The 25243-nt window shown below is 42.7% G+C and carries 3 protein-coding genes; all 3 read left to right on the top strand.

Annotation, left to right across the window (positions count from 1 at the left end; translation table 11 throughout):
- Position 1: 1 nt before the first annotated feature.
- The 3 genes from HWQ36_RS09430 (at position 2) to HWQ36_RS09420 (ending at position 25034) form a co-directional block, all read left to right on the top strand.
- Positions 2–10018, top strand: coding sequence for a non-ribosomal peptide synthetase (locus HWQ36_RS09430; RefSeq protein WP_292701074.1), 10017 nt, complete (start codon positions 2–4; stop codon positions 10016–10018).
- Entirely contained in the window at positions 10015–14253 is a 4239-nt protein-coding gene (locus HWQ36_RS09425; RefSeq protein WP_292701072.1) for a beta-ketoacyl synthase N-terminal-like domain-containing protein, read from the top strand. The genes HWQ36_RS09430 and HWQ36_RS09425 overlap by 4 nt, the downstream gene beginning before the upstream one ends.
- An 83-nt stretch (positions 14254–14336) precedes the next feature.
- The gene (locus HWQ36_RS09420; RefSeq protein WP_292701069.1) at positions 14337–25034 is read left to right on the top strand and encodes a non-ribosomal peptide synthetase; all 10698 of its coding nucleotides are present in this window, start codon (positions 14337–14339) and stop codon (positions 25032–25034) included.
- The last annotated feature ends 209 nt before the right edge of the window (positions 25035–25243 follow it).

Below are 25243 nucleotides of genomic sequence, written 5' to 3'. Positions count from 1 at the left end.
CATGACTAACAGCACCTTTGAATTCGTTCGTCACCTAACAAACTTAAGTATAGAACTAGAGGTCGATGGCGTTAGCGGAGCGCCTCTGGAAGAGGTTCGCTTGCGTTGTCATGCACCTAAAGGGGTGTTAACTCCATCGCTACGTCAGGAAATAGCTGGGCGCAAAACAGAAATTATGCTGTTTTTACAGCAAGCAAAGCAGGTTAAAACCTCTCATCAGTTGCCCATTCAAAGAGTGCCACGGAACGGTGAGCTACCACTATCTTTTGCCCAACAGCGACTCTGGTTTCTGCACCACTTGTCACCAGACAGTCGTTCTTATAATATGCTGGATGTTCAAAGGCTAAATGGGGCGTTGAATGTAGTTGCACTGGAGCAGAGTCTAAGTGAACTCATTCGCCGCCACGAGGTCTTAAGAACTACTTTTCCCACAGTAGACGGAAAACCTTTCCAGCTAATTGCTGCTCCCACTGCCTTAACTTTGCCCATCCATTACTTGCAGGGGTTGTCAGATCAGGAGCAAACTGACCAGATTCAACAAATAGTGCAGTCCCTTGTGTCCAAGCCCTTCGATCTGGCTGTTGGGCCATTAGTAGAATTCACTCTCCTCCAACTATCTAACCAGGAGTATGTACTGCTATTGAAGATGCACCACATTATCTACGATGGCTGGTCTTTGAACATCTTCAAACGTGAGTTATCTCAGCTATATATAGCTTTCGCTCAACAATTGCCCTACCCACTACCTGAATTACCCATTCAGTATGCTGATTTTGCAGTTTGGCAACGCCAGTGGCTGACTGGCGTTGTCCTGGAACGTCAACTCGATTACTGGCAGCAACAGTTAGCGGGTGTCCCTGCCGTACTAGAACTGCCTACTGATAAACCACGTCCCCCAGTTCAGAGCTTCCGAGGTGGAGTTGAGCGTTTTCAACTGGATCGCCACCTCACGCAACGCCTCAAGCAGTTGAGTCAGGAGTCAGACACAACGTTGTTTATGACCCTACTAGCAGCTTTTTTGGTCTTAATTTCTCGTTATAGTGGTCAATTAGATATTGTTGTTGGCTCCCCGATCGCTAACCGCAACAACAAGAGCGTCGAGCAGCTAATGGGGTTTTTTACTAATACCCTAGCACTAAGGGGTGATCTCTCTGGCAACCCCAGCTTTGTTAACTTTTTAGCGCAAGTGCGGCAAACAACTTTGTCAGCTTATGCCCATCAAGACTTGCCCTTTGAGATGCTGGTCGAAAAGCTACAGCCAGACCGAGATTTGAGTCGTAATCCCCTGGTACAGGTGATGTTTTCTCTCCAGAATGCCTCACAGTCTTTTTCGGATTTGCCAGGTTTAACTATTCAGCAAATGTCCTTGCCAGTTGATGAAATGGTCAAGTTTGACCTGGAAGTGAACTACTGGGAAGTTTCATCCGGTCTAGAGGGCGTATGGTCTTACAGTACTGATTTATTTGATGCAGCAACTATTGCTCGCATAGCCCAACATTTTCAAACTTTACTCCAAGCAATTGTTGCTAATCCCAAAGCGCCGATTGCAGAATTACCACTGTTGAGTCAAGCAGAACGTCATCAATTGTTGGTGGAGTGGAACAACACTCAAGTAGACTATTCTCAGGACAAGTGTATCCATGAGTTATTTGAGCAGCAGGTAGAACATACACCAGATGCGATCGCTCTCATCTTTGAAAATCAAAAACTTACCTACCGAGAGTTAAATCAACGCGCTAACAAAATCGCCCATTCTCTCAAAACTCTAGATGTCAAGCCAGACGTATTGGTTGGTATCTGCATGGAACGCTCTTTAGAGATGGTAATTGGGATATTGGCAATTATCAAAGCAGGTGGTGCTTATGTACCTTTAGATCCTACTTATCCCAAAGAACGTTTAGCATTCATGTTGGCAGATGCTCAAGTGTCGGTGCTGTTAGTGCAACCACATCTAGTCCAAGAACTACCGCCACACCAAGCACAAGTAGTATGCATTAACTCCGACTCTCAAGAATTTGCTGCTTACAGCCCTGAAAACCCAACTAGTGAAGTTACAGCAAAAAACTTAGCTTATGTAATTTACACCTCCGGTTCCACAGGAAAGCCCAAAGGTGCAATGAACACTCATAAAGGCTTGTGTAACCGTCTATTATGGATGCAAGACACATATCAACTAACAGCAACCGAAAAAGTTTTACAGAAAACACCATTCAGCTTTGATGTCTCAGTTTGGGAATTCTTCTGGCCTTTATTGACAGGTGCAAGCTTAATTATAGCCAAACCAGGTGGACATCAAGATAGCCGTTATCTAGTTCAACTAATTGCCCAAGAAAAAATTACTACACTTCATTTTGTGCCCTCAATGTTGCAAGTGTTTCTAGAAGAAACAGGACTAGATAAATGTGGTAGTATCAAACGGGTAATTTGTAGCGGTGAGGCGCTATCTTTTGACCTACAACGACGCTGCTTTGAAAGATTAAACGCCGAGTTACACAACCTTTATGGCCCAACAGAAGCGGCAATTGACGTAACTTTTTGGGCTTGTCAACCCAATAGTAATGAGAAAATTGTTCCTATTGGTCGTCCAATTGCCAATACACAGATATATATTTTAGATAAACACTTACAACCTGTTCCCATTGGAGTCAGTGGTGAGTTACACATTGGTGGTGTGGGATTAGCACGTGGTTATTGGAATAAACCTGAATTGACTCAAGAAAAGTTTATTTCTAGCCCCTTTGAAACAGGAAAATATTTATACAAAACGGGTGATTTAGCACGTTATCGTTCTGATGGCAATATTGAATATTTAGGCAGAATTGACCACCAAGTTAAAATTCGTGGTTTCCGCATTGAATTGGGTGAAATTGAGGCTTTACTGGTTTCTCACCCAACAGTATGGGAAAGTGTGGTAGTGGTGCGAGAAGATGAACTAGGCGACAAACGTTTAGTTGCTTATGTAGTGCCGCAGGTAGAAGAATCTCCCATAGTCCCAGAACTGCGACAGTTTCTCAAGGAAAAGCTACCAGAGTACATGCTGCCAAGTGCTTTTGTACTGCTGGAATCCTTACCTCTGACTCCCAACGGCAAAGTAGACCGCCGCGCCCTACCAAAACCAGATATAGACAGCACACTGCGAGAATTGTATGTCGCCCCACGCACTCCCATTGAGGAAATGCTGGCGCAAATTTGGTCGCAAGTTCTGAAAGTAGAGCAAGTGGGCATATATGATAACTTCTTTGAACTGGGGGGACACTCGCTACTAGCAACGCAACTTGTTTCACGTATCCGCAACATTTTTAAAGTAGAACTACCATTGCGTGAATTGTTTGCCGCCGCCACCGTTGCCGAATTGGCGCAATCGATTGGGCAATTGCAGCAACAGGACTTAGAACTATCTGCACAACCCATCGTAGCAAGGGCAGATAATGCAGAGTTACCACTGTCTTATGCTCAACAGCGTTTGTGGTTTTTAGACCAGTTAAACCCAAACAGCGCCTTCTACAACATACCCATAGCTTTGCGTATTGTTGGAACTCTTAATCAAACTGCCTTAGAACAAAGCTTACAAGAAATTATTTATCGCCACGAAACTTTACACACCAACTTCATCGCAATTGATGGAAAACCTTCTCAAATTATTCAAAAACAGCCGAATTGCACAGTCTATGTTGTTAAGTTGCAACATCTGCCAAACAGTGAACAAGAAATCGCCACAGAGCAATTAGCGAAACAACAAGCTATTCAACCTTATGACCTGGCAAACCAAGCATTAGTCAGGGCAACATTAGTAGTACTGTCCCAGACAGAACACGTTTTATTAGTGTGTATGCACCATATTGTCTCTGATGGCTGGTCAATGGGTGTGTTTGTTCAAGAACTAGCGACACTATATAATGCTTATTCTCAAGATCAGCCGTCACCGTTAGCACCACTGCCTGTGCAGTACGCAGATTTCGCCTTATGGCAGCGACAGTGGTTGCAAGGAGATGTATTGCAAAGCCAACTGAGTTACTGGCAGCAACAACTGGCTTCGGCACCAGCTTTATTGTCGTTACCAACTGACCGACCCAGACCTGCTGTGCAGACTGACAATGGGGCATATCAAGAGTTTGCACTCTCACAGGAGCTAACTGGTAAACTGACACAACTGAGTCAGCAACAAGGGGTGACGCTGTTCATGACGTTGTTGGCAGCGTTTGATACACTACTTTATCGCTACACAGGTACAGAAGACATTTTGGTGGGTTCTCCCATTGCTAACCGCGATCGCAGTGAGATAGAAGGGTTAATTGGCTTTTTTGTCAACACTTTAGTCATGCGTACTAACTTGTCAGGCAATCCTAGCTTTAGCGAATTACTCACTCGTGTTCGTGAAATGGCAATGGAAGCATACTCTCATCAGCATTTGCCTTTTGAAATGCTGGTAGAAGCATTGCAGCCAGAACGGAATCTCAGCCATACACCACTGTTTCAGGTAATGTTTGTCCTTCAAAATGCGCCCACATCACAAGTAGAACTGACTGGGCTAACTGTCAGTCCATTCCCAATGAAAGGTGCAAACGCCAGGTTTGATTTAACTTTAATCATGCACAATACTGCCACTGGGCTGGTAGGGATATGGGAATACAACACTGACTTGTTTGATGCTAGTACCATTGAGCGAATGACGGGTCATTTTATTACATTGCTTGAAGGTATTATTGCTAACCCAGAACAGCAAATCTCACAATTGCCCCTGCTGACACAACCGGAACAACAAAAGTTACTTGTAGAGTGGAACGATACTCAGGTAGATTATCCCCGTGATAAGTGCATCTATCACTTGTTTGAAGAGCAGGTGGAGCTTACACCCAATGCAGTGGCAGTTGTGTATGAAAATCAACAACTTACTTACTATGAATTAAACTACCGTGCTAACCAGTTGGCGCACTACTTGCGGTCTTTGGGTGTGGGAGCCAATATTTTAGTCGGTCTGTGTGTAGAGCGTTCTTTAGAGATGGTCATAGGACTACTGGGGATTCTCAAAGCGGGTGGAGCATACCTGCCACTTGACCCAGAGTATCCAACTGAGCGGTTGAGCTTTATTTTAGAAGATGCTCAAGTTAGGGTATTGCTGACCCAGCAATCACTTCTTGACAGATTGCCTCAGCATCAAGCACAGCTGGTTTGTTTGGATACTGACGCTCAACTAATTTCGCTGTGCAGTCAGGATAATCCCATCTCTGACATGCAAGCAACTAATTTAGCTTATGTAATTTATACCTCTGGTTCTACAGGTCAACCTAAAGGTGTAGCCATGAATCAGCTTGCCCTTGGCAATCTGATCTTGTGGCATCGAGAAAATCTGAAAATTTCTCGTGGAGCCAAAACACTGCAATTTGCTTCTATTAGCTTTGATGTCTCCTTCCAAGAAATATTCACTACCTGGTGTTCTGGCGGCACATTGTTCTTAATTGGGGAGGAATTACGCAGAGATGCCTCAGCTTTGTTAGGTTTTCTCCAACAAAAAGCAATTGAAAGAATGTTTCTCCCCTTTGTTGGCTTACAACAACTAGCTGAAGTCGGTGTTAATAGTGAATTAGTTAATAGTCATTTGCAGGAAATCGTTACTGCTGGGGAGCAGTTGCAGATTACTCCAGCTATTTCTCAGTGGTTAAGCAAACTAACTAATTGTACATTGCACAATCAGTATGGGCCATCAGAGAGCCATTTAGCCACCAGCTTTACTCTGAATAAATCAGTAAAGACTTGGCCGCTACTTCCTCCCATTGGTCGTCCCATCGCCAACACACAAATCTACATCCTGGATAAATATTTACAGCCTGTACCCGTTGGTGTACCAGGAGAAGTGCATATTGGTGGTGTCCTTTTAGCACAAGGCTACTTCAACCGACCAGAGTTAACACAAGAGAGATTTATCCCTAATCCCTTTAAAAGAAGCAGAGGAGCAGGGGAGCAGGGGAGCAGAGGGGAAACCTTTAATTGCGATCGCCTTTACAAAACAGGGGACTTAGCACGCTATTTACCTGACGGTAACATCGAATCCTTAGGACGCATTGACAATCAAGTTAAAATCCGTGGCTTCCGCATCGAGTTGGGAGAAATTGAAGCAGTACTCAGCCAACTTGATGTGCAGGCATCTTGTGTCATTGCCCGCGAAGACATTCCTGGTAACACTTGTACTGAGCGAAGTCGAAGTAAACGCCTAGTCGCTTACATTGTGCCTCAAAAAGAGCAGACTTGTACTGAGCGACTTGCCCTGAGCGCAGTCGAAGGGAGTCGAAGTACACTCAAAGTTAGCGTTGTACGTAGCTTCCTGAAGGAAAAGTTACCAGAGTATATGGTGCCAAGTGCGATCGTTATCTTAGAAGCTCTACCGCTTACCCCCAACGGTAAACTAGACCGTCGCGCTTTGCCCATACCTGATTTACACAGCCAATTATCGGACAAATATGTCGCCCCACGCAGCCCAATCGAAGAAATCCTGTCAATAATTTGGGCACAAGTGCTAAAAGTAGAGCAAGTGGGCATACATGATAACTTCTTTGAACTTGGAGGACACTCGTTACTAGCAACGCAACTCATCTCCCGCGTGCGTACCAGCTTGAAAGTAGAACTACCATTGCGTAGCTTATTTGCTGCACCCACGGTTGCAGAGTTGTCCCAAAATATTCAACAGTTGCAGCAACAGGATTTAGAACTAACAGCATCAGCCATCTTACCGAGGGCAAAGGATGCAGAATTACCACTGTCGTTTGCCCAAACGCGGCTATGGTTTTTAGACAAGTTAAACCCGAACAGCGCCTTCTATAATATACCCTTAGCTTTGCGTCTAGTCGGAACTCTTGAAGTTTCAGTTTTAGAACAAAGCTTACAAGAAATTACTTATCGCCACGAAGCGTTACGCACCAACTTCATCACAGTTGATGGACAACCAACTCAAATTATTAGGGAACAGGGAACAGAGAACAGGGAACAGGGAATAGTAGGAATTTCCAACCCTTTAGCACCTACACCTTGGACAGTCTCGATTGTTGACTTGAAGCATTTATCCACAAGCGAAAAAGAAATTGCTTTGCAGCAATTAGCGCAACAACAAGCGCAACGACCCTTTGACTTAGCAACTGAAGCATTAATCAGGACAACATTAATAATGCTGTCGGAGACAGAACACGCCTTATTAGTGTGTATACATCACATTGTCTTTGATGGTTGGTCGCTGAGTGTGTTTATCCAAGAACTAGCAGCACTGTACAATGCTTATTCTCAAGGTCAACCCCCATCGTTAATGCCACTGCCGATTCAGTACGCAGATTTCGCCATTTGGCAAAGAGACTGGTTGCAAGGAGATGTATTACAAAGCCAACTGAGTTACTGGCAGCAACAACTGGCTTCGGCACCAGCTTTGTTGTCGCTGCCCACAGACCGACCCAGACCTGCTGTGCAGACTTTCGCTGGGGCGTATCAAGAGTTTGTCCTCTCAGTTGAGTTAACTGATAGATTGGAAAAACTGAGCCAGGAGCAAGGTTGTACTCTCTTTATGACGCTGTTGGCAGCTTATAATACACTGCTTTATCGCTATACAAAACAATCAGATATTTTGGTGGGTTCTACCATTGCTAACCGCGATCGCAGTGAGATAGAAGGGTTAATTGGCTTTTTTGTCAACAATTTAGTCATGCGTACCAACTTGGCAGGAAATCCGAGCTTTAGCGAATTGCTGACTCGGGTTCGAGAAGTTGCATTGTCCGCATACTCTCATCAGAATTTGCCTTTTGAAATGCTGGTAGAAGCATTGCAGCCAGAACGGGATCTTAGCCATACACCAATATTTCAGGTAATGTTTGTCCTCCAGAATGCGCCCATATCTGAAGTAGAGTTGAGTGGGTTAACTGTCAGTCCATTGATGAGTAAAGGGATAACGGCAAAGTTTGATTTAACTTTAATAATGCAAAACACTGCCACTGGACTGATAGGAGTGTGGGAATACAACACTGATTTGTTTGATGCAAGCACAATTAAGCGGATGAGTAATCATTTTGTCACTTTGCTCTCTGCAATTGTTGCTAACCCACAGCAGCAAATCTCACAATTGCCCCTGTTGACAGAAGTTGAGCAACGGCAGTTATTAGTAGAATGGAATAACACTCAGGCAGATTATCCTAGCGATCGCTCTATCCATCAGTTGTTTGAGGAGCAGGTTAAGCGCACTCCTGATGCTGTGGCTGTTGTATTTGACAATCAACAACTGACTTACTACCAATTAAATTGTCGTGCTAACCAATTGGCTCATTACTTACGCTCACTGGGTGTAAAACCAGATGTGTTGGTCGGTATTTGTGTAGAACGTTCTTTAGATATGGTGGTTGGACTTTTGGGGATTCTCAAAGCAGGTGGAGCATACCTACCACTTGACCCAGAGTATCCCCAAGAACGCTTGAGCTTTATGCTAGAAGATGCTCAAGTTTCGGTGCTGCTGACTCAAAAACGACTTATTCAAAGACTTCCTGAGTGTCAAGCAAAACTTGTTTGTTTAGATGAAAGCTGGGAACAAATCGCCCAAAACAATCAAGATAATCCAACCAGTGGAGTTAAAGCTTTTCATCTAGCTTATGTGATTTACACTTCAGGATCTACAGGTAGACCTAAAGGTGTGATGGTTGAGCATAAGGGACTATGCAACTTAACTCAAGCTCAGATTCAGACTTTTGGCTTGCATTCTGATAGTCGCGTTCTCCAGTTTGCCTCTTTCAGTTTTGATGCTTCTATCTGGGAAATTGTATTGGCTCTGGGGTCAGGTGCAACGCTGTACCTGGGAACAAAAGACTCTCTATTGCCAGGAAAGCCATTAATTGAGCAATTACGCGATCGCTGCATTACCAATATCACACTACCACCATCGGCGTTAGCAGTTATGCCTGTGGAGGAACTTCCAGCACTGCAAACAATAATTGTAGGTGGAGAAGCTTGTTCTGCTGAACTAATTAGACAATGGTCTGCTGGCAGAAACTTCTTCAATGCCTACGGGCCAACAGAAGCTACTGTCTGTGCCACAATCGCAAAATGCACTGAAGATGACGAGAAAATATCTATTGGTAGAGCGATCGCTAACACGCAAGTTTATATTTTAGACGAAAATTTGCAACCAGTGCCTGTGGGTGTGCCAGGAGAGTTGCATATCGGTGGTGTGGGGTTAGCAAGAGGCTACCTCAACCGTCCCGAACTAACTCAGGAAAAATTTATCAGCAACCCCTTTGGTTCTGGTCGTCTCTACAAAACTGGGGATTTAGTCCGCTATTTACCCGATGGCAACATTGAATACATAGGACGCATTGATAATCAAGTAAAAATTCGGGGCTTCCGCATTGAATTGGCAGAAATAGAAACACTATTAGGGCAACATGGTGATGTGCAGATATGTTGTGTCATCGCTCATGAAGGAACTCCGGGTAATAAGCGCTTAGTTGCCTACATAGTGCCACAAAAAGACGTAACACTTACACCGGATGAACTGCGTCAGTTCCTTGCCAATAAATTACCTGGGTATATGGTGCCAGCCGCTTTTGTAATACTAGAGTCCCTACCCCTGACACCTAACGGTAAAGTAGACCGTCGCGCTCTGCCTAACCCAGATTTACATCAAGAACTATCAGATTATGTAATGCCAAAAACAGAAGTAGAAAGAATTATTGCTGGCATTTGGCAAAAAGCATTAGCAGTAGAAAAGGTAGGAATTTACAATAATTTCTTTGAGCTTGGAGGTCATTCGTTACTACTAGTAAAAATTAATCAGCAATTGCAAGAAAAACTTGGTTTAGAATTGTCAATAGTTAATATGTTTAATTACCCAACTATACATAGTTTAAGCCAATATTTAAGTGCTAAAACTCACAAAGAAGAGACAACCAAGGAAAACACTTCTCGTCCTCAAGCTCATAGTGAAATTAAAGCTTTGAGAAAGCAGCAGTTACAATCCAGACAACAACATCGCTCTCAGAAAAAAGGTGGTATATGACAATTTTAGTGCATAACAATAATGAATTTAATAATTCTGAAATAGCGGTAATTGCTGTTGCTGGTAGATTTCCAGGTGCAAAAGATATTGCATCATTTTGGCAGAATTTACGAGATGGTGTAGAATCTATCTCCTGGCTAACGGATGAAGAATTACTAAATTCTGGCGTTTCTCTAGATTTACTGAATAATCCTAATTATGTAAAAGCTAGCGGTGTTCTATCAGACATTGAATTGTTTGATGCAAATTTCTTTGCTTATAGTGCCAAAGAAGCTGAGTTAATAGATCCACAACAACGTCTATTTTTAGAATTGGCTTGGGAAGCTGTAGAAAAAGCTGGTTATGACCCACAAAGTTACAATGGTTTAATAGGGGTTTATGGTGGTGTAGGAATGAGTAGGTATTTGCTCAACAACCTCTACCCTAATCATCAGTTATTGGCAACGATTGACCCTGTTCAATTAGGAATTTCCAACGATAAAGATTTTTTACCGACAAGAGTTGCATATAAACTCAACTTGACTGGCCCCGCAGTAAATGTGCAAACAGCCTGTTCTACTTCTTTGGTTGCTGTTCATGTAGCTTGTCAAAGTCTCTTAAATGGTGAGTGCGACATGGCTTTAGCGGGTGGTGTTACTCTCAACATTCCTCAAAAAATAGGTTATTTGCATCAAGAGGGCATGATTCTTTCTCCTGATGGACACTGCCGTGCTTTTGATGCCAAAGCACAAGGAACAATTACTGGTAGCGGTGCAGGGATTGTGGTATTGAAAAGATTAAAGGATGCGATAAGCGATCGCGACCACATCCATGCAATCATTAAAGGCTCGGCCATCAATAACGATGGTGCAATGAAAGTGGGCTACACTGCTCCTAGCGTTAGCGGTCAAGCAGCAGTAATTGGTGAAGCTCAAGCAATAGCTGGTGTAGATGCTGAGACAATTTCCTATATTGAAGCTCATGGTACAGCTACGCCTTTAGGAGATCCAATCGAAATTGCAGCTTTAACTCAAGCTTTTAATCAAACTACCGATAAAAAAGGTTTCTGCGCTATTGGTTCGTTAAAAACCAACTTTGGACATTTGGATACAGCAGCAGGTGTTGCAGGTTTGATTAAAACTGTATTAGCACTGCAAAATAAAATGTTGCCTCCTAGTTTGCACTTCGAGACACCTAGTCCCAAAATTGATTTTGCCAACAGTCCTTTTTACGTCAATACAACCCTGACTGAATGGAAAACAGATAACACCCCTCGCCGTGCTGGAGTTAGTTCTTTTGGTATGGGGGGTACTAATGCTCATGTCATTTTAGAAGAAGCACCAACTCAATTCAAAATTCAAAATTCAAAATTCAAAAGTGAATATTTTTTGTTGTGTCTGTCGGCTAAAACGGCAAGTGCGCTTGAAAAAACTACAAATAATTTAATCACGCATTTAAAAGAGCATCCAGAAGTTAACTTAGGCGATGTAGCTTATACCCTCAATAGTGGTCGCCGGGGTTTTAATTATCGACGGATGTTAATTTGTCACGACTTAGAAGATGCTGTAGAGCCAAAACAAGTTTTTACTAACTATACAGAGATTACAGAACGGTCTGTTGTCTTTATGTTTCCCGGTCAAGGTTCCCAGTATGTCAATATGGCGCGGGAAATTTACGAAACCGAAACAGTATTTAAAGAACAAGTTGATTATTGCTCAGAAGTTCTTAAACCTCTATTAGGGCTAGATTTACGTCATATTCTTTACCCCAGCGAAGAAAATATTGATGAGGTATCAAAGCAACTTCAACAGACAGAAATTGCCCAACCTGCTATTTTTGTCATTGAATACGCCCTAGCTAAATTATGGCAGTCTTATGGAGTGCAGCCACAAGCTGCGATCGGTCATAGTATTGGCGAGTATGTTGCAGCAACTTTAGCAGAAGTTTTTTCTCTAGAAGATGCCTTATCTCTGGTAGCAGCACGCGGAAAAATGATGCAGCAACTGCCCACTGGAGCAATGCTTTCAATTCCCCTGCCCGCAGACAAAATAAAATCCTTATTAGGGCAAGAACTCTCTCTTGCCGCAATTAATCAACCCTTGCAGTGTGTGGTTTCCGGTTGCATAGTAGCAGTAGATGCACTACAAAATCAGCTTGCTGCTCAAGGGATTGAATGCCAACCTTTGCATACTTCCCATGCCTTCCATTCGCAAATGATGGAACCAATCTTAGAAGCATTTGCAGAACGAGTCAAAAAAGTTACTCTAAATCCCCCAAAACTTCCTTATATCTCCAACCTGACTGGTACTTGGATTACAGTTACACAAGCCACAAATCCTGACTACTACACTCAACATCTGCGTTCTCCAGTGCTGTTTGCCCAAGGTGTAGAGAAATTATTAGCAACACCTGAGCAAGTTTTATTAGAAGTAGGGCCAGGACATACACTAACTAAATTAGTCAAAAGACATCCAGGCAAAGCAGCCGCACAAATAGTCTTGACTTCAGTCCGTCATCCCCAAGAAAAGCAATCAGATTTGGGTATTTTATTCACCACATTTGGTCAACTCTGGTTAGCTGGGGTGAAGGTAGATTGGTTTGGATTCTATAGCCAGGAGGAATATTACCGCCTTCCCTTACCGACTTATCCTTTTGAGCGCGAACGTTATTGGATTGACCCCCCACAAAAAGCAGCTTGGGGGCAGTTGCAAACCTTACCCACAACATCACAATTGTGGACATCGCTCATACAAGCAGGTCAAAAACAAGCAAGTGTAAGAAATGCAGAACTCAACGAGTTAACATATCAAGAAGACAGACAATGGTTGGATCGTTTATGTACAGCCTACATAAACTCGGTATTCCAGCAATTAGGGGCTTTTAGCAATGCCAAAGAAAAGTATTCTTTAGAGAATTTGTTAGCCCAATGCCATATTTCTTCTCGTTATCAGCAATTGTTGTCTAGATGGTTGCAAATATTAGTAGAACAAGGACAATTACAGCAAAACGAGGAACTATTCACCGGGCTAGTGCCATCTTCACAAGATTATATTAATGAACATTTAGAAGAAGTAAGAGCCAGGTTCGCTGCTTCATCTTTAGTAGATTTAGATTTAGTGCAACGCTGTGGTGAAAATTTAGCTACTATTGTTGTCGGGGAACAAGAACCTTTAGAGATTTTCAATGAACTGGTTTACCAAAAAGAAAACAAAGGTTCATATTCTGAATCTCCCTTAATTAATCACTACAACTCTATCTTGCGCTCAAGCTTGGAACAGGTGGTCAAATCATTGCCATCATCCATTAACCTGAGAATTTTAGAAATCGGCGCAGGTACTGGTGTGTCTACGCAAGCATTATTACCTGTGCTGCCGCCCAAACAAACCAACTACACTTTTACTGATATTGGTAGCGGCTTCCTGACTCAAGCCCAACAGAAGTTTAGTGACTATCCATTTGTTGAATATCGATTACTAGACATAGATAAGTCGCCAACTGAGCAAGGGTTTGAGAAGTATAGCTTTGATGTAATCATAGCCTCTAATGTGTTGCACGCAACTCAGAACATAGATCAAACACTCCACCATGTGCGCTCTTTATTAGCTCCTGGCGGCTTCCTCTTAGTATGGGAAATAACTCAGCCAAAAATAGACTTTGATATTAGTTGGGGTCTGTTGTTGAAACCTTTAGATGATAAAAGGCGCAACCCAGGTCAGCCTTTTATTATCAAAGACCAGTGGTTTGAAGCCCTACGCGCTCAAGATTTTGTTCAAGTTGCTGCATTTCCTGAAACTGAAGCATTTGAGCATCAGATTATTATGGCTCAAGCTTCTGCATCAACTGCATTTAGCAGAAAATCTGGGCAAAAAGAAACTGACCAAAAATCAGAGATTTCATTACAAAGAAAGCCGGATATTTTTCAGCCAGAAAAATTATCTGCACTCCATTCAAGACCTAATTTACCCAATTCTTATGTAGCCCCTCGTGATGAAAGTGAGCAAAAAATTGCCAATATCTGGCAAGAATTATTAGGAATTAAACAGGTAGGAATTGATGATAACTTTTTTGATTTAGGAGGAGATTCTTTAATCGCTGTTCAAGTTCTATCCCGACTCCGAAATACTTTTTATATCCGATTAACTGTAGCAAGTTTGTTTGAGTCTCCCACAATAGCTGAAATAGTATCAAAGCTAGAAATCCAAGTAGAATCAGATACAAGCTTAGATGCAATTGAGAGAGAAGAAATTGCAATTTGAGTAACAAATATTTTCAATTCCGTAGGTGAAAGCCTTGCCGCAGGCTATTACGAATTAGGTGAAGATTTAAAGGTAATAATTATATGAATATCGAACAATTGGTAGTTGATCTTACTAAACAGGGTGTAAAGTTGTGGGTTGAAGGTGAGCAGTTGCGGGCTAATGCTCCAAAGGGAGTATTGACGCTAGAAACTCGTGACTTATTAGCTAAAAATAAAGCAGAACTTATCTTATTGCTGCACGATAAAAATGCGGACACCGATACAGATTTACCCCTGATCAAAGCCGAGCGTCCTCAGAACTTACCTCTATCTTTTGCCCAAGAACGACTCTGGTTATTAAACCAGTTGGAACCAGATAACCCCTTCTACAATGAACAAACAGGTCTAAAACTTCACGGTAAGTTGAACGTCGTGGCGCTAGAGCAAAGCCTCAACAAAATTATCTCTCGCCACGAAGCTTTACGTACCAACTTCCGCACCATCAACGAGCAGCCAGTCCAGGTAATTGCTGACAGGTTAACCTTAAGTGTGCCAATTGTAGACCTAACAGAACTACCTGAAACTGAAAGAGCGATCGCTTGCCAACAATTAGCTGCGACAGAAGCGACTCGGCCCTTTGACCTTGCTAGTTCACCTTTAATCCGAGCTTCTGTGGTTAAATTCACAGAGGTAGAACACGCTTTGGTACTAACAATACACCACATCGTCTTTGATGGTTGGTCAATGGGCGTGTTGATGCGCGAGTTAGCAACCATTTACTCAGCCCTCTGCAATAACTTATCGCCAAAGCTACCTGAGCTACCAATTCAGTATGCCGACTTTGCTATTTGGCAACGGCAATGGTTGCAAGCAGAAGTACTCCAAAGGCAGCTTGATTACTGGAAGCAACTACTCAAAAACGCTCCTACCTTACTAGAACTACCCACAGACAGACCAAGACCAGCCATTCAAACTTTCCGGGGCGCAATTCAATATAGAGAATTTTCAAATGAACTGAGTGAAGCACTTGCCAATTTCAGTCGGCAAGAGGGAGCTACTCTATTCATGACGCTGTTCTCTGCTTATGTTACCTTGCTTTATCGCTATACTGGCTCCGATGACATTGTAGTGGGTACGCCCCTTGCTAACCGCGATCGCTTGGAACTTGAAGGATTAATTGGCTTTTTTGTCAACACTTTAGTGCTACGTACCGATTTGTCAGGCAACCCCAGTTTTCAGCAGTTGCTAAGTCGAGTCCGGCAACTGACGCTCTTAGCTTACACTCATCCAGACCTCCCCTTTGAGGAGTTGGTAAAAGCATTACAGCCACAACGAGACCTCAGCCATACACCACTGTTTCAGGTAATGTTTGTCCTCGAAAATGCATCCATATCTGAGCTAGAACTGCCTGGGCTAACTGTCAGTCCATTAGCGACAGAAAAAACAACTGCCAAGTTTGATTTGACTTTATTCATTAAAAACACTCCCTCCGGGCTGGTAGCTATATGGCAATACAACACAGACTTGTTTGACCCTAGCACCATAGAGCGGATGGCGGGTCATTTTGTGACCTTGCTAGAAGGTATTATTGCCAACCCACAGCAGCAAATTTCCCAATTCCCCCTGCTGAGACAAGTTGAGCAAAGACAGTTACTAGTTGATTGGAACAATACTCAGGTAGATTATCCCCGTGATAAATCTATCCATCAGTTGTTTGAAGAGCAGGTTGGGCGTACACCCGATGCAGTGGCGGTGGAGTTTGGCAATAAACAACTGACTTACCACCAATTAAACTGCCGCGCTAACCAGTTGGCACACTACCTCAAGTCTTTGGGTGTAAAAGCCGATGTGTTAGTTGGGTTATGTGTTGAGCGTTCCTTAGAAATGGTCGTGGGACTATTAGGGATTCTTAAGGCAGGTGGGGCATACCTGCCACTTGATCCAAACTATCCTCAAGAGCGTTTGGCTTTCATGTTAGAAGATGCTCAAGTTTCAGTATTGTTGACCCAGCAGTCACTTATTGACAGACTACCTGAGCATCAAGCAAAACTTGTCTACTTAGATAACGCGATGTGCAACTTATTCTTAGAACCCCTCTCCAAACCTCTCCCCCACAGGGAGAGAGGCTTTGATTCTTGCTCCCCTTCCCTACAAGGGAAGGGGTTGGGGGTTAGGTTTGAGAGAAAGTTGCACACGGCGTTAGATACTGACGCTCAAATGATTTCCCAGTCGGGTCAGGAAAATCTTATCTCTGGCGTGCAAGCCAATAACTTAGCTTATATAATTTATACCTCCGGTTCTACAGGTAAACCTAAAGGTGTACCCATGAATCAGCTTGCCCTTTGCAATCTGATTTTATGGAACTTGGAAAATATGAAAATTTCTCGTGGAGCAAAAACGCTGCAATTTGCTCCCATCAGCTTTGATGTCTCCTTCCAAGAAATATTCACTACCTGGTGTTCTGGAGGTACATTGCTCTTAATTACAGAGGAATTGCGTCGTGATGCAGTGGCTTTATTAGGTTTTCTTGAAGAAAAAGCTGTTGAAAGACTGTTTGTTCCCTTTGTTGCCTTGCAGCAACTAGCTGAAGTCGCTGTTGATAGTGAATTAGTTACTAGTCATCTACGGGAAATCATCACTGCTGGCGAACAGTTGCAGATTACTTCCGCTATTTCCCAATGGTTCAGCAAACTCACTGATTGTACCTTGCACAACCATTATGGGCCATCAGAAAGCCATTTAGCCGCCAGTTTTACCCTGACTAATTCAGTGGAGACATGGCCGCTACTGCCTCCCATTGGGCAACCAATTGCCAATACACAGATATATATCTTAGATAAATATTTACAGCCAGTACCTATCGGTGTGCCTGGAGAATTACACATTGGTGGCGTTGGATTAACAAAAAGCTACTTCAACCGTCCCGAATTGACACAAGAAAAATTTATCTCTAATCCGTTTAACAATTCAAAATTATATAAGACGGGAGATTTAGCACGTTATTTACCGGATGGCAATATTGAGTACTTGGGACGTATTGACAATCAAGTCAAAATCCGGGGTTTCCGCATTGAATTGGGCGAGGTTGAAGCAGTCTTAAGCCAACATAGTGATGTGCAGGCATCTTGTGTTATCGCCCGCGAAGATACCCCTGGTGATAAACGTCTAGTCGCTTATGTGGTAGCACATCAGGACTCTACACCCACAATCAGGGAACTCCGGCAATTCTTTAAAGCAAAGCTGCCAGAGTATATGATACCCAATACTTTTGTGATGTTGGAGTCATTGCCACTAACTCCTAGCGGTAAAGTAGACCGTCGGGCTTTACCCGCGCCAGATTTACACAGCGAAATCACAGATAAATATGTAGCCCCACGGACTCCGATTGAAGAACTGTTAGCACAAATGTGGGCGCAAGTGCTGAAAGTAGAACCAGTGGGGATTTATGATAACTTCTTTGAACTAGGAGGACACTCGCTACTAGCAACGCAACTGGTTTCACGCATCCGCAACATTTTCAAAGTGGAACTACCATTGCGTGAGTTGTTTGCTAAAGCAACACTAGCCGAATTAGCACTCTTGATTGAGCAGTTACAGAAACAAGTACTTCGACTCCCTTCGACTGCGCTCAGGGCAAGTCGCTCAGTACAAGACTTAGAACTGTCTGCACCACTCATTCTACCAAGAGCTAAGAATACAAACTTACCACTATCTTATGCTCAACAGCGTTTGTGGTTTTTAGACCAGTTTGAGCCGAACAGCCCCTCATACAACATTCCTGTGGCTTTACGTCTAGTAGGAACTCTTAATGTTGCAGCCTTAGAGCAAAGTTTACAAGACATTATTCATCGCCACGAAGCGTTACGTACCAATTTCGTCACCGTTAATGAACAACCAACACAAATCATTCAAACACAAACGAATTGGACAGTTTCAGTTGTTGATTTGACGCATTTATCCAAACTTGTACTGAGTGAAGTCGAAGTAACCGAACAAGAAAGTGCTTTACAGCAATTAGCACAACAACTAGCTATTCAACCGTTTGACCTGGTAGATGAAGCATTAATCAGAGCGACATTATTAGTACTTTCGGAGACAGAACACGCTTTATTAGTGTGTATGCACCACATTGTCTCTGACGGCTGGTCAATGGGTGTGTTTGTTCAAGAACTAGTAGCACTGTACAATGCTTATTCTCAAGGTCAGCAGTCACCGTTAGCCCCACTGCCGATTCAGTATGCAGATTTTGCAATTTGGCAAAGAGACTGGTTGCAAGGAGAAGTACTGCAAAGCCAATTGAATTACTGGCAACAACAACTAAAAGATGCACCAGCTTTATTGTCCCTGCCCATAGATAGACCAAGACCTGCTGTGCAGACTTTCGCTGGGGCGTATCAACAGTTTGCACTCTCAGTTGAGTTAACCCAGAGATTGGCAAAATTGAGCCAGGAGCAAGGAGTCACGTTGTTCATGACGCTGTTGGCAGCTTATGATACGCTACTTTACCGCTACACAGGACAAGAAGATATCTTGGTGGGTTCGCCAATTGCAAACCGCGATCGCTTGGAAATCGAAGGGTTAATTGGCTTTTTTGTCAATAATTTAGTCATGCGTACCAACTTGGCAGGCAATCCGAGCTTTAGTGAATTACTCACTCGCGTTCGAGAAGTAGCTTTAGGAGCTTACGCTCATCAGGAATTGCCTTTTGAAATGCTCGTAGAAGCATTGCAGCCAGAACGTGACCTCAGCCATACACCACTGTTCCAGGTAATGTTTGTTTTGCAAAATACGCCCATGTCTGCATTAAAACTGACTGGGTTAACTGTTACCCCATTGATCACAGAAGGCGCAACGACAAAATTTGATCTTACCTTGGCAATGCAGAACACGGCCACTGGACTGGTGGGTTTTTGGGAGTATAACACCGACTTGTTTGATGCCAGCACGATCGCACGGATGACTAGTCATTTTGTGACATTGCTGGAAGGTATTATTACTAACCCGCAGCAGCAAATCTCACAATTGCCCCTGCTGACAGCAGTTGAACAAAGACAGTTACTTATTGATTGGAACAACACTCAAGTAGACTATTCTTCTGATAAGTGTATCCATCAGTTGTTTGATGAGCAAGTTCAGCGCACCCCGGATGCTGTAGCAGTTGTGTTTGAAGATCAACAACTGACTTACCAACAGTTGAATTGTCGCGCTAACCAGTTGGCACATTACTTGCAGTCTTTGGGTGTAAAACCAGATGTGCTGGTGGGGTTGTGTGTAGAGCGATCGCTCTCAATGGTGGTGGGACTACTGGGTATTCTCAAGGCGGGTGGGGCTTATGTACCACTTGATCCAGATTATCCTCAAGAACGCTTGAGCTTTATGCTTGAAGATGCTCAAGTGAGAGTGCTGCTGACACAACAACAAATCCTGGAAAAGTTACCTCAACATCAAGCGCAGATTGTATGTTTAGATACTGACTGGCAATTTATTTCTAAGTCTTGTCAGGATAATGCGTTAGCGCAGTTTACTGTAGGTATCGCCGATGTGCAAGCAACTAACTTGGCTTATGTGATTTATACCTCTGGTTCTACAGGTAGACCCAAAGGGGTGATGATCCCACATGGCGCGATCGCTAACCACTGCTGTATTATTCAACAAGTTTATGGACTTGGAAAGAGCGATCGCGTACTCCAGTTTGCCTCAATCAACTTTGATGCCTCATTAGAACAGATATTTCCTACACTAATAGTTGGCGCTACCTTGGTACTCCGAGGCTCAGATGTCTGGACTCCGACAAACTTCCAAAAAATAATTTCAGATTTTGGGCTTACTGTCGTTAATCTCCCAACAGCTTATTGGCAACAATTGGCTCAAGAGTGGGCCAAAACACAAGTGCTAAATACCAATAGCCAACTGAGACTTGTGCTTGTTGGTGGAGATGTAATGTTACCCGAATATGTTGCGATTTGGCAACGAAGCCCAATGTCTTCTGTTCGTCTGGTCAACGCTTATGGCCCCACAGAGACGACCATCACCGCAAGCCTGTTTGAAATTCTTCCCCAGTTGAGTGAAGACATCAATCTGAAAAAAATTCCTATTGGTCGTCCTCTGCCTAACAGAACTGTATATATTCTAGACAGGTATTTACAACCTGTTCCCATTGGTGTCCCAGGAGAATTGTACATTGGTGGTGTGTGCTTGGCAAAAGGCTACCTCAACCGCCCAGAACTCACCCAAGAAAAATTTATCCCAAATCCCTTTTCTGATGCCAAATCCGAACGCCTTTACAAAACAGGAGACTTGGCACGTTATCTGAGTGATGGTAATATCCAATACCTTGGCCGCATCGATAACCAAGTGAAAATTCGTGGTTTCCGCATCGAACTCGGAGAAATCGAAGCAGCCCTCAATACCCACCCCCAAATCCAACAAGCCGTAGCTATTGTAACAGAGGATATTCCAGGTAACACTTGTACTGAGCGGCTTGCCCTGAGCGCAGTCGAAAGGAGTCGAAGTAAACGCTTAGTTGCTTATGTAGTCAAGAGTGATGAATCGCTCACCACCAACCAACTGCGTCAATTCCTCAAGCAACAGCTACCAGAATACATGATTCCCAGTGGCTTTGTCACCTTAGACAACCTACCTTTAACACCCAACGGCAAACTAGACCGCAAAGCACTACCAACACCTGATGGGGAAATTAGCCGGGAACATGAGTACGTAGCACCACGTACAGCCATAGAACAAATCTTAACCAACATCTGGCAACAACTGCTGCTCAAAGAAAAAGTCAGCATCCACGACAACTTCTTTGAAATTGGTGGCGACTCCATCCTGAGTATTCAAATAGTTTCTCGTGCCAAAAACTCAGGATTACAAATTACTCCCAAACAAATATTCCAAAACCAAACCATCGCCGAACTTGCCAGGGTTGCCAATACAACAGTGAGTGTTGAATGTAAACAAGGTATAGTGACTGGAGTAGCACCCCTCATACCAATTCAACACTGGTTCTTTGAGCAAAAAAAGCAAGAGTCACACCACTATAACCAATCAGTTTTATTGCAGATTCCAAACCATCTGCAAAGTGAATTAATTGAAATAGCCTTGAAAAAATTACTAGAGCATCACGATGCTTTGCGTTTAAAATTCACATCCGTTGCGGCTGAACACAAACAAATAAACCAAGGGTTAGATGATAGCGTACCATTTGCCGTAGTTGATTTATCATCTACGCCCAGGCATGAACAACCACTAGCTCTAGAAAAAATTGCCGCAGAGTATCAAGCAAGTTTAAACTTGTCAACAGGGCCGATAATACAAGTGGTGATGTTTAACTTGGGTAATGAAAATGATGCCAGGTTACTAATTATTATTCATCACTTAGCAGTAGATGGTGTAAGTTGGCGAATTTTATTATCAGACCTACAAAAAATTTATCAACAACTAATTACTCAGAAACCTCCAAAGCTAAGTGCAAAAACAACAGCATTTATTGATTGGGCGGAGAAATTAAACAATTATGCCCAATCAGAAATTATCAAACTTGAATTAGACTATTGGCTGAACCAATCTTGGTCTAAAAGCACACCACTACCATTAGATTATGCTGACATTCAACAAGAAAATACAGTAGGTAGTGCTGCTTCTATATCAGTTAAATTAAGTCAAGAAGAAACCCAGACTCTCCTGTTGTCAGTAAACGAAGCTTACAACACCCAAATTAACGATATATTGCTAAGTGCATTAGTAGTTTCAATAGCAGAATGGACAGGAAATTCAACCGTACTAATTGACTTAGAGGGACATGGCAGAGAAGAACTATTTGCAGATGTAGACTTATCACGGACGGTAGGTTGGTTTACCAGTTTGTTTCCCGTATTATTGCAACTATCTTCATTAAACCAACCAGGAGAAATAATCAAATCAATCAAAGAACAATTACGAGCGATTCCTAATCGTGGGATTGGCTACGGTATATTGCGTTACTTGTGTAAAAATCCGATTATTAATGAACAAATAAAAACAATTCCGGCTTCAGAAATTAGTTTTAACTACCTGGGACAATTTGACCAAGTACAATCAGAAACTGGTTGGAAATTTGCGCCTGAATCTGCTGGAGCTAGCCAAAGTTTAAAGCAAAGTCGTGACCATCTATTGGATATTAATGCTCTAGTAGTGGAAGGTGAATTACAAATTGATTGGACTTACAATAGTCATGTTCATACTTGTGCCACAGTGGAGAAATTAGCACAGAGCTATATTCAAGCAATTAGGTCAATAATAAAACATTGTCAGTTAGCAGAGAATAGAGGATATACACCAAGTGATTTTCCAGATGCACAATTAAATCAATTACAACTGGATGAGTTATTAACTCGGTTCCAAACTAAAAATATTGAGTCAATTTATCCACTTTCTCCTTCACAACAGGGAATGCTTTTCGAGACTCTATCTGCTTTTGAGTCAGGAATATATATTGAGCAGTGCGTTTTCAACTTCCAAGAAGGACTAAACGTCTTAGCCTTTGAAAGAGCTTGGCAGCGTGTCGTCGATCGCCACTCAATCCTCAGAACAGCCTTTATTTGGGAAGATCAAGATGAGCCACTTCAAGTTGTAGTGAAGGAAGTGGAAATTTTTCTGAAGCAGCAAGATTGGCGGGGACGTTCTCTGTCTCAGCAACAAGAAAAATTAGAAACCTATCTCAGTGCAGATCGACTCCGTGGTTTCAACATGACTGAACCACCCCTAATGCGTTTGGCGATTTTCCAAGTAGGCTCGAATGCCTATCAATTCGTCTGGACTTCCCATCACATTCTTACAGATGGCTGGTGTGTGCCTCTCATACTCAAGGAGGTTTTCGCATTCTATGAGGCATTCAGCAGAGGTGAAGATTTATCACTGGAACCCAGTTATCTCTACAGAAATTATATCGTCTGGCTAAAACAGCAGGATTTGTTACAGGCAGAGGTATTCTGGCGGAGCAAACTTCAAGGTTTCAAAAGTCCAACCCCATTAGGAATAGAAGCTGAACCTGTTAATCTTTCTACCCAGGAAGAGCGCTATGGTGAACAAAAAACCCGCTTGCCAGCTTCGGCAACAGCAGCTTTACAGTCTTTGGTGCGGCAACATCACTTGACCTTAAATATTCTAGTTCAAGGCGTTTGGGCTTTGCTCTTGAGTCGCTATAGCGGTCTGGAAGATGTGGTATTCGGTGCGACTGTCTCTGGTCGTCCCTCAGAATTGGTCGGGGCTGAATCTATGTTAGGTCTATTCATTAATACCTTACCGATGCGGCTTTTGGTTTCTCCCCAAGCATCACTTTGGTCTTGGCTTAAAGATATCCACGATCAAAGCTTCACGCAACGAGATTATGAATACTGCTCTGAAGGACAAATTCATGAATGGAGTGAAGTACCAGGTTCATTACCCCTTTACGAGAGTCTTCTGGTTTTCCAAAACTATCCAGTCGATTCATCAGTAAAACAGTCTGCGAACCATGACGTGAATCAACTTCAGACTCGTTCTATAGGGGCGCAAACGAAATACGCCCTCACGATTCTAGTTAGCCCAAGTTCAGAGCTTGAGTTTCGCATCATCTACAACCGTTACCGTTATGACAATTCGGCGATAACGCTGATTTTGGAACATTTTCAGGCTTTATTGAACAGCATTGTTGACCTTCCAGAGCAGCACCTGGGAACACTAATTGAAAGAATTGCGGCAGATCAAATTCCCCAAGTTAGACTACCTCAGCAACTTGTTCAAAAGAAACTGCAACAGGACTTTGAAGCACCTCGAAATGTCTGTGAATTTAAACTTGTACAAATTTGGGAAGACATTCTGGACATTCATCCTATCAGCATCAGAGATAACTTCTTTGAAGTTGGGGGCCATTCCCTTATAGCTCTCCGTCTCGTGTTCCAGATTCAAAAACATTTCCAGATAAATTTGTCTTTAGCTATTTTGTTCCAATATCCCACTATCGAGCAACTAGCACATTTTCTGGATTCTTCAACAGATTCTTTACCTTGGTCTGCCCTAGTTCCTATCAAAATTAATGGCAATCAATCACCTCTGTTCTGTGTTCATCCTGGTGGGGGAAATGTCCTTTGCTATCACCATCTTGCCTATTATTTGAGTTCAGAACGACCATTATATGGACTACAATGTATTGGTTTAAATCCCGAAAATCAACCTCATACTAGTATTGAAGAAATGGCAACTCACTATATTCAAGAGTTGCAAACTGTTCAACCTTATGGCCCTTATTTTCTCTCTGGCTGGTCTTTTGGTGGCTTGGTAGCTTTTGAGATGGCTCAACAGCTTTCTCGTCAAGGTGAACAAATAGCTCTATTAGCTCTAATAGATACTACTCCTCCTTGTCTAAGTTATAAAGAATCAGTAGACTATGCTTTTCTATTAGTAGAGTTATTCAAAGATCGTTTAAAACTCTGTTTAGAGGAACTGCGGCAATTAGAACCAGAGGAGCAGATAATTTATGTCGGGGAACAAGCTAAACAGAAAAACATAGTTATAAGAGGTTTTGACTTCGATTTAGCTCCTCATCTTCTGAAAATTTTCCAGATCAACGCTCAAGCAATACAACATTACAAACCTCAGTATTACTCAGGCTCAATTGTTCTATTTAAAGCCAGTGAGACTGATGCCAACTTTGAATATCACTGGAATGAACTAGTGGAAGATATAGAAACTTTTGTAGTTCCTGGTAATCATCACAACATAGTGACACCACCTCATGTCCAGACCCTAGTTCAAAAACTCCAAAAATTTCTTGAATAAGTAGAAACCAATCAATAGACCAATACGGTTCAGTTAAGGCTTTATTCTTTGTCAAATGATTTTTTTTTAACGAACCACGTACTCCTACGGAGAAGCAAGCTACGCGCAGCGTCTCGCAGAGAAGGACGCGAAGAACGCGAAGAAAAGAAAGAAAGAAATGCTTAACTGAACTGTGTTGATTTATAGACAATTGGTAAAAAACTTGTAGA

This window comes from Nostoc sp. NMS2, from assembly GCF_017115105.1.
Classification (GTDB): Bacteria; Cyanobacteriota; Cyanobacteriia; order Cyanobacteriales; family Nostocaceae; genus Nostoc.
The sequence above is the reverse complement of the archived record's forward strand: the minus strand, read 5'-3'. Positions and strand labels throughout refer to the sequence as shown.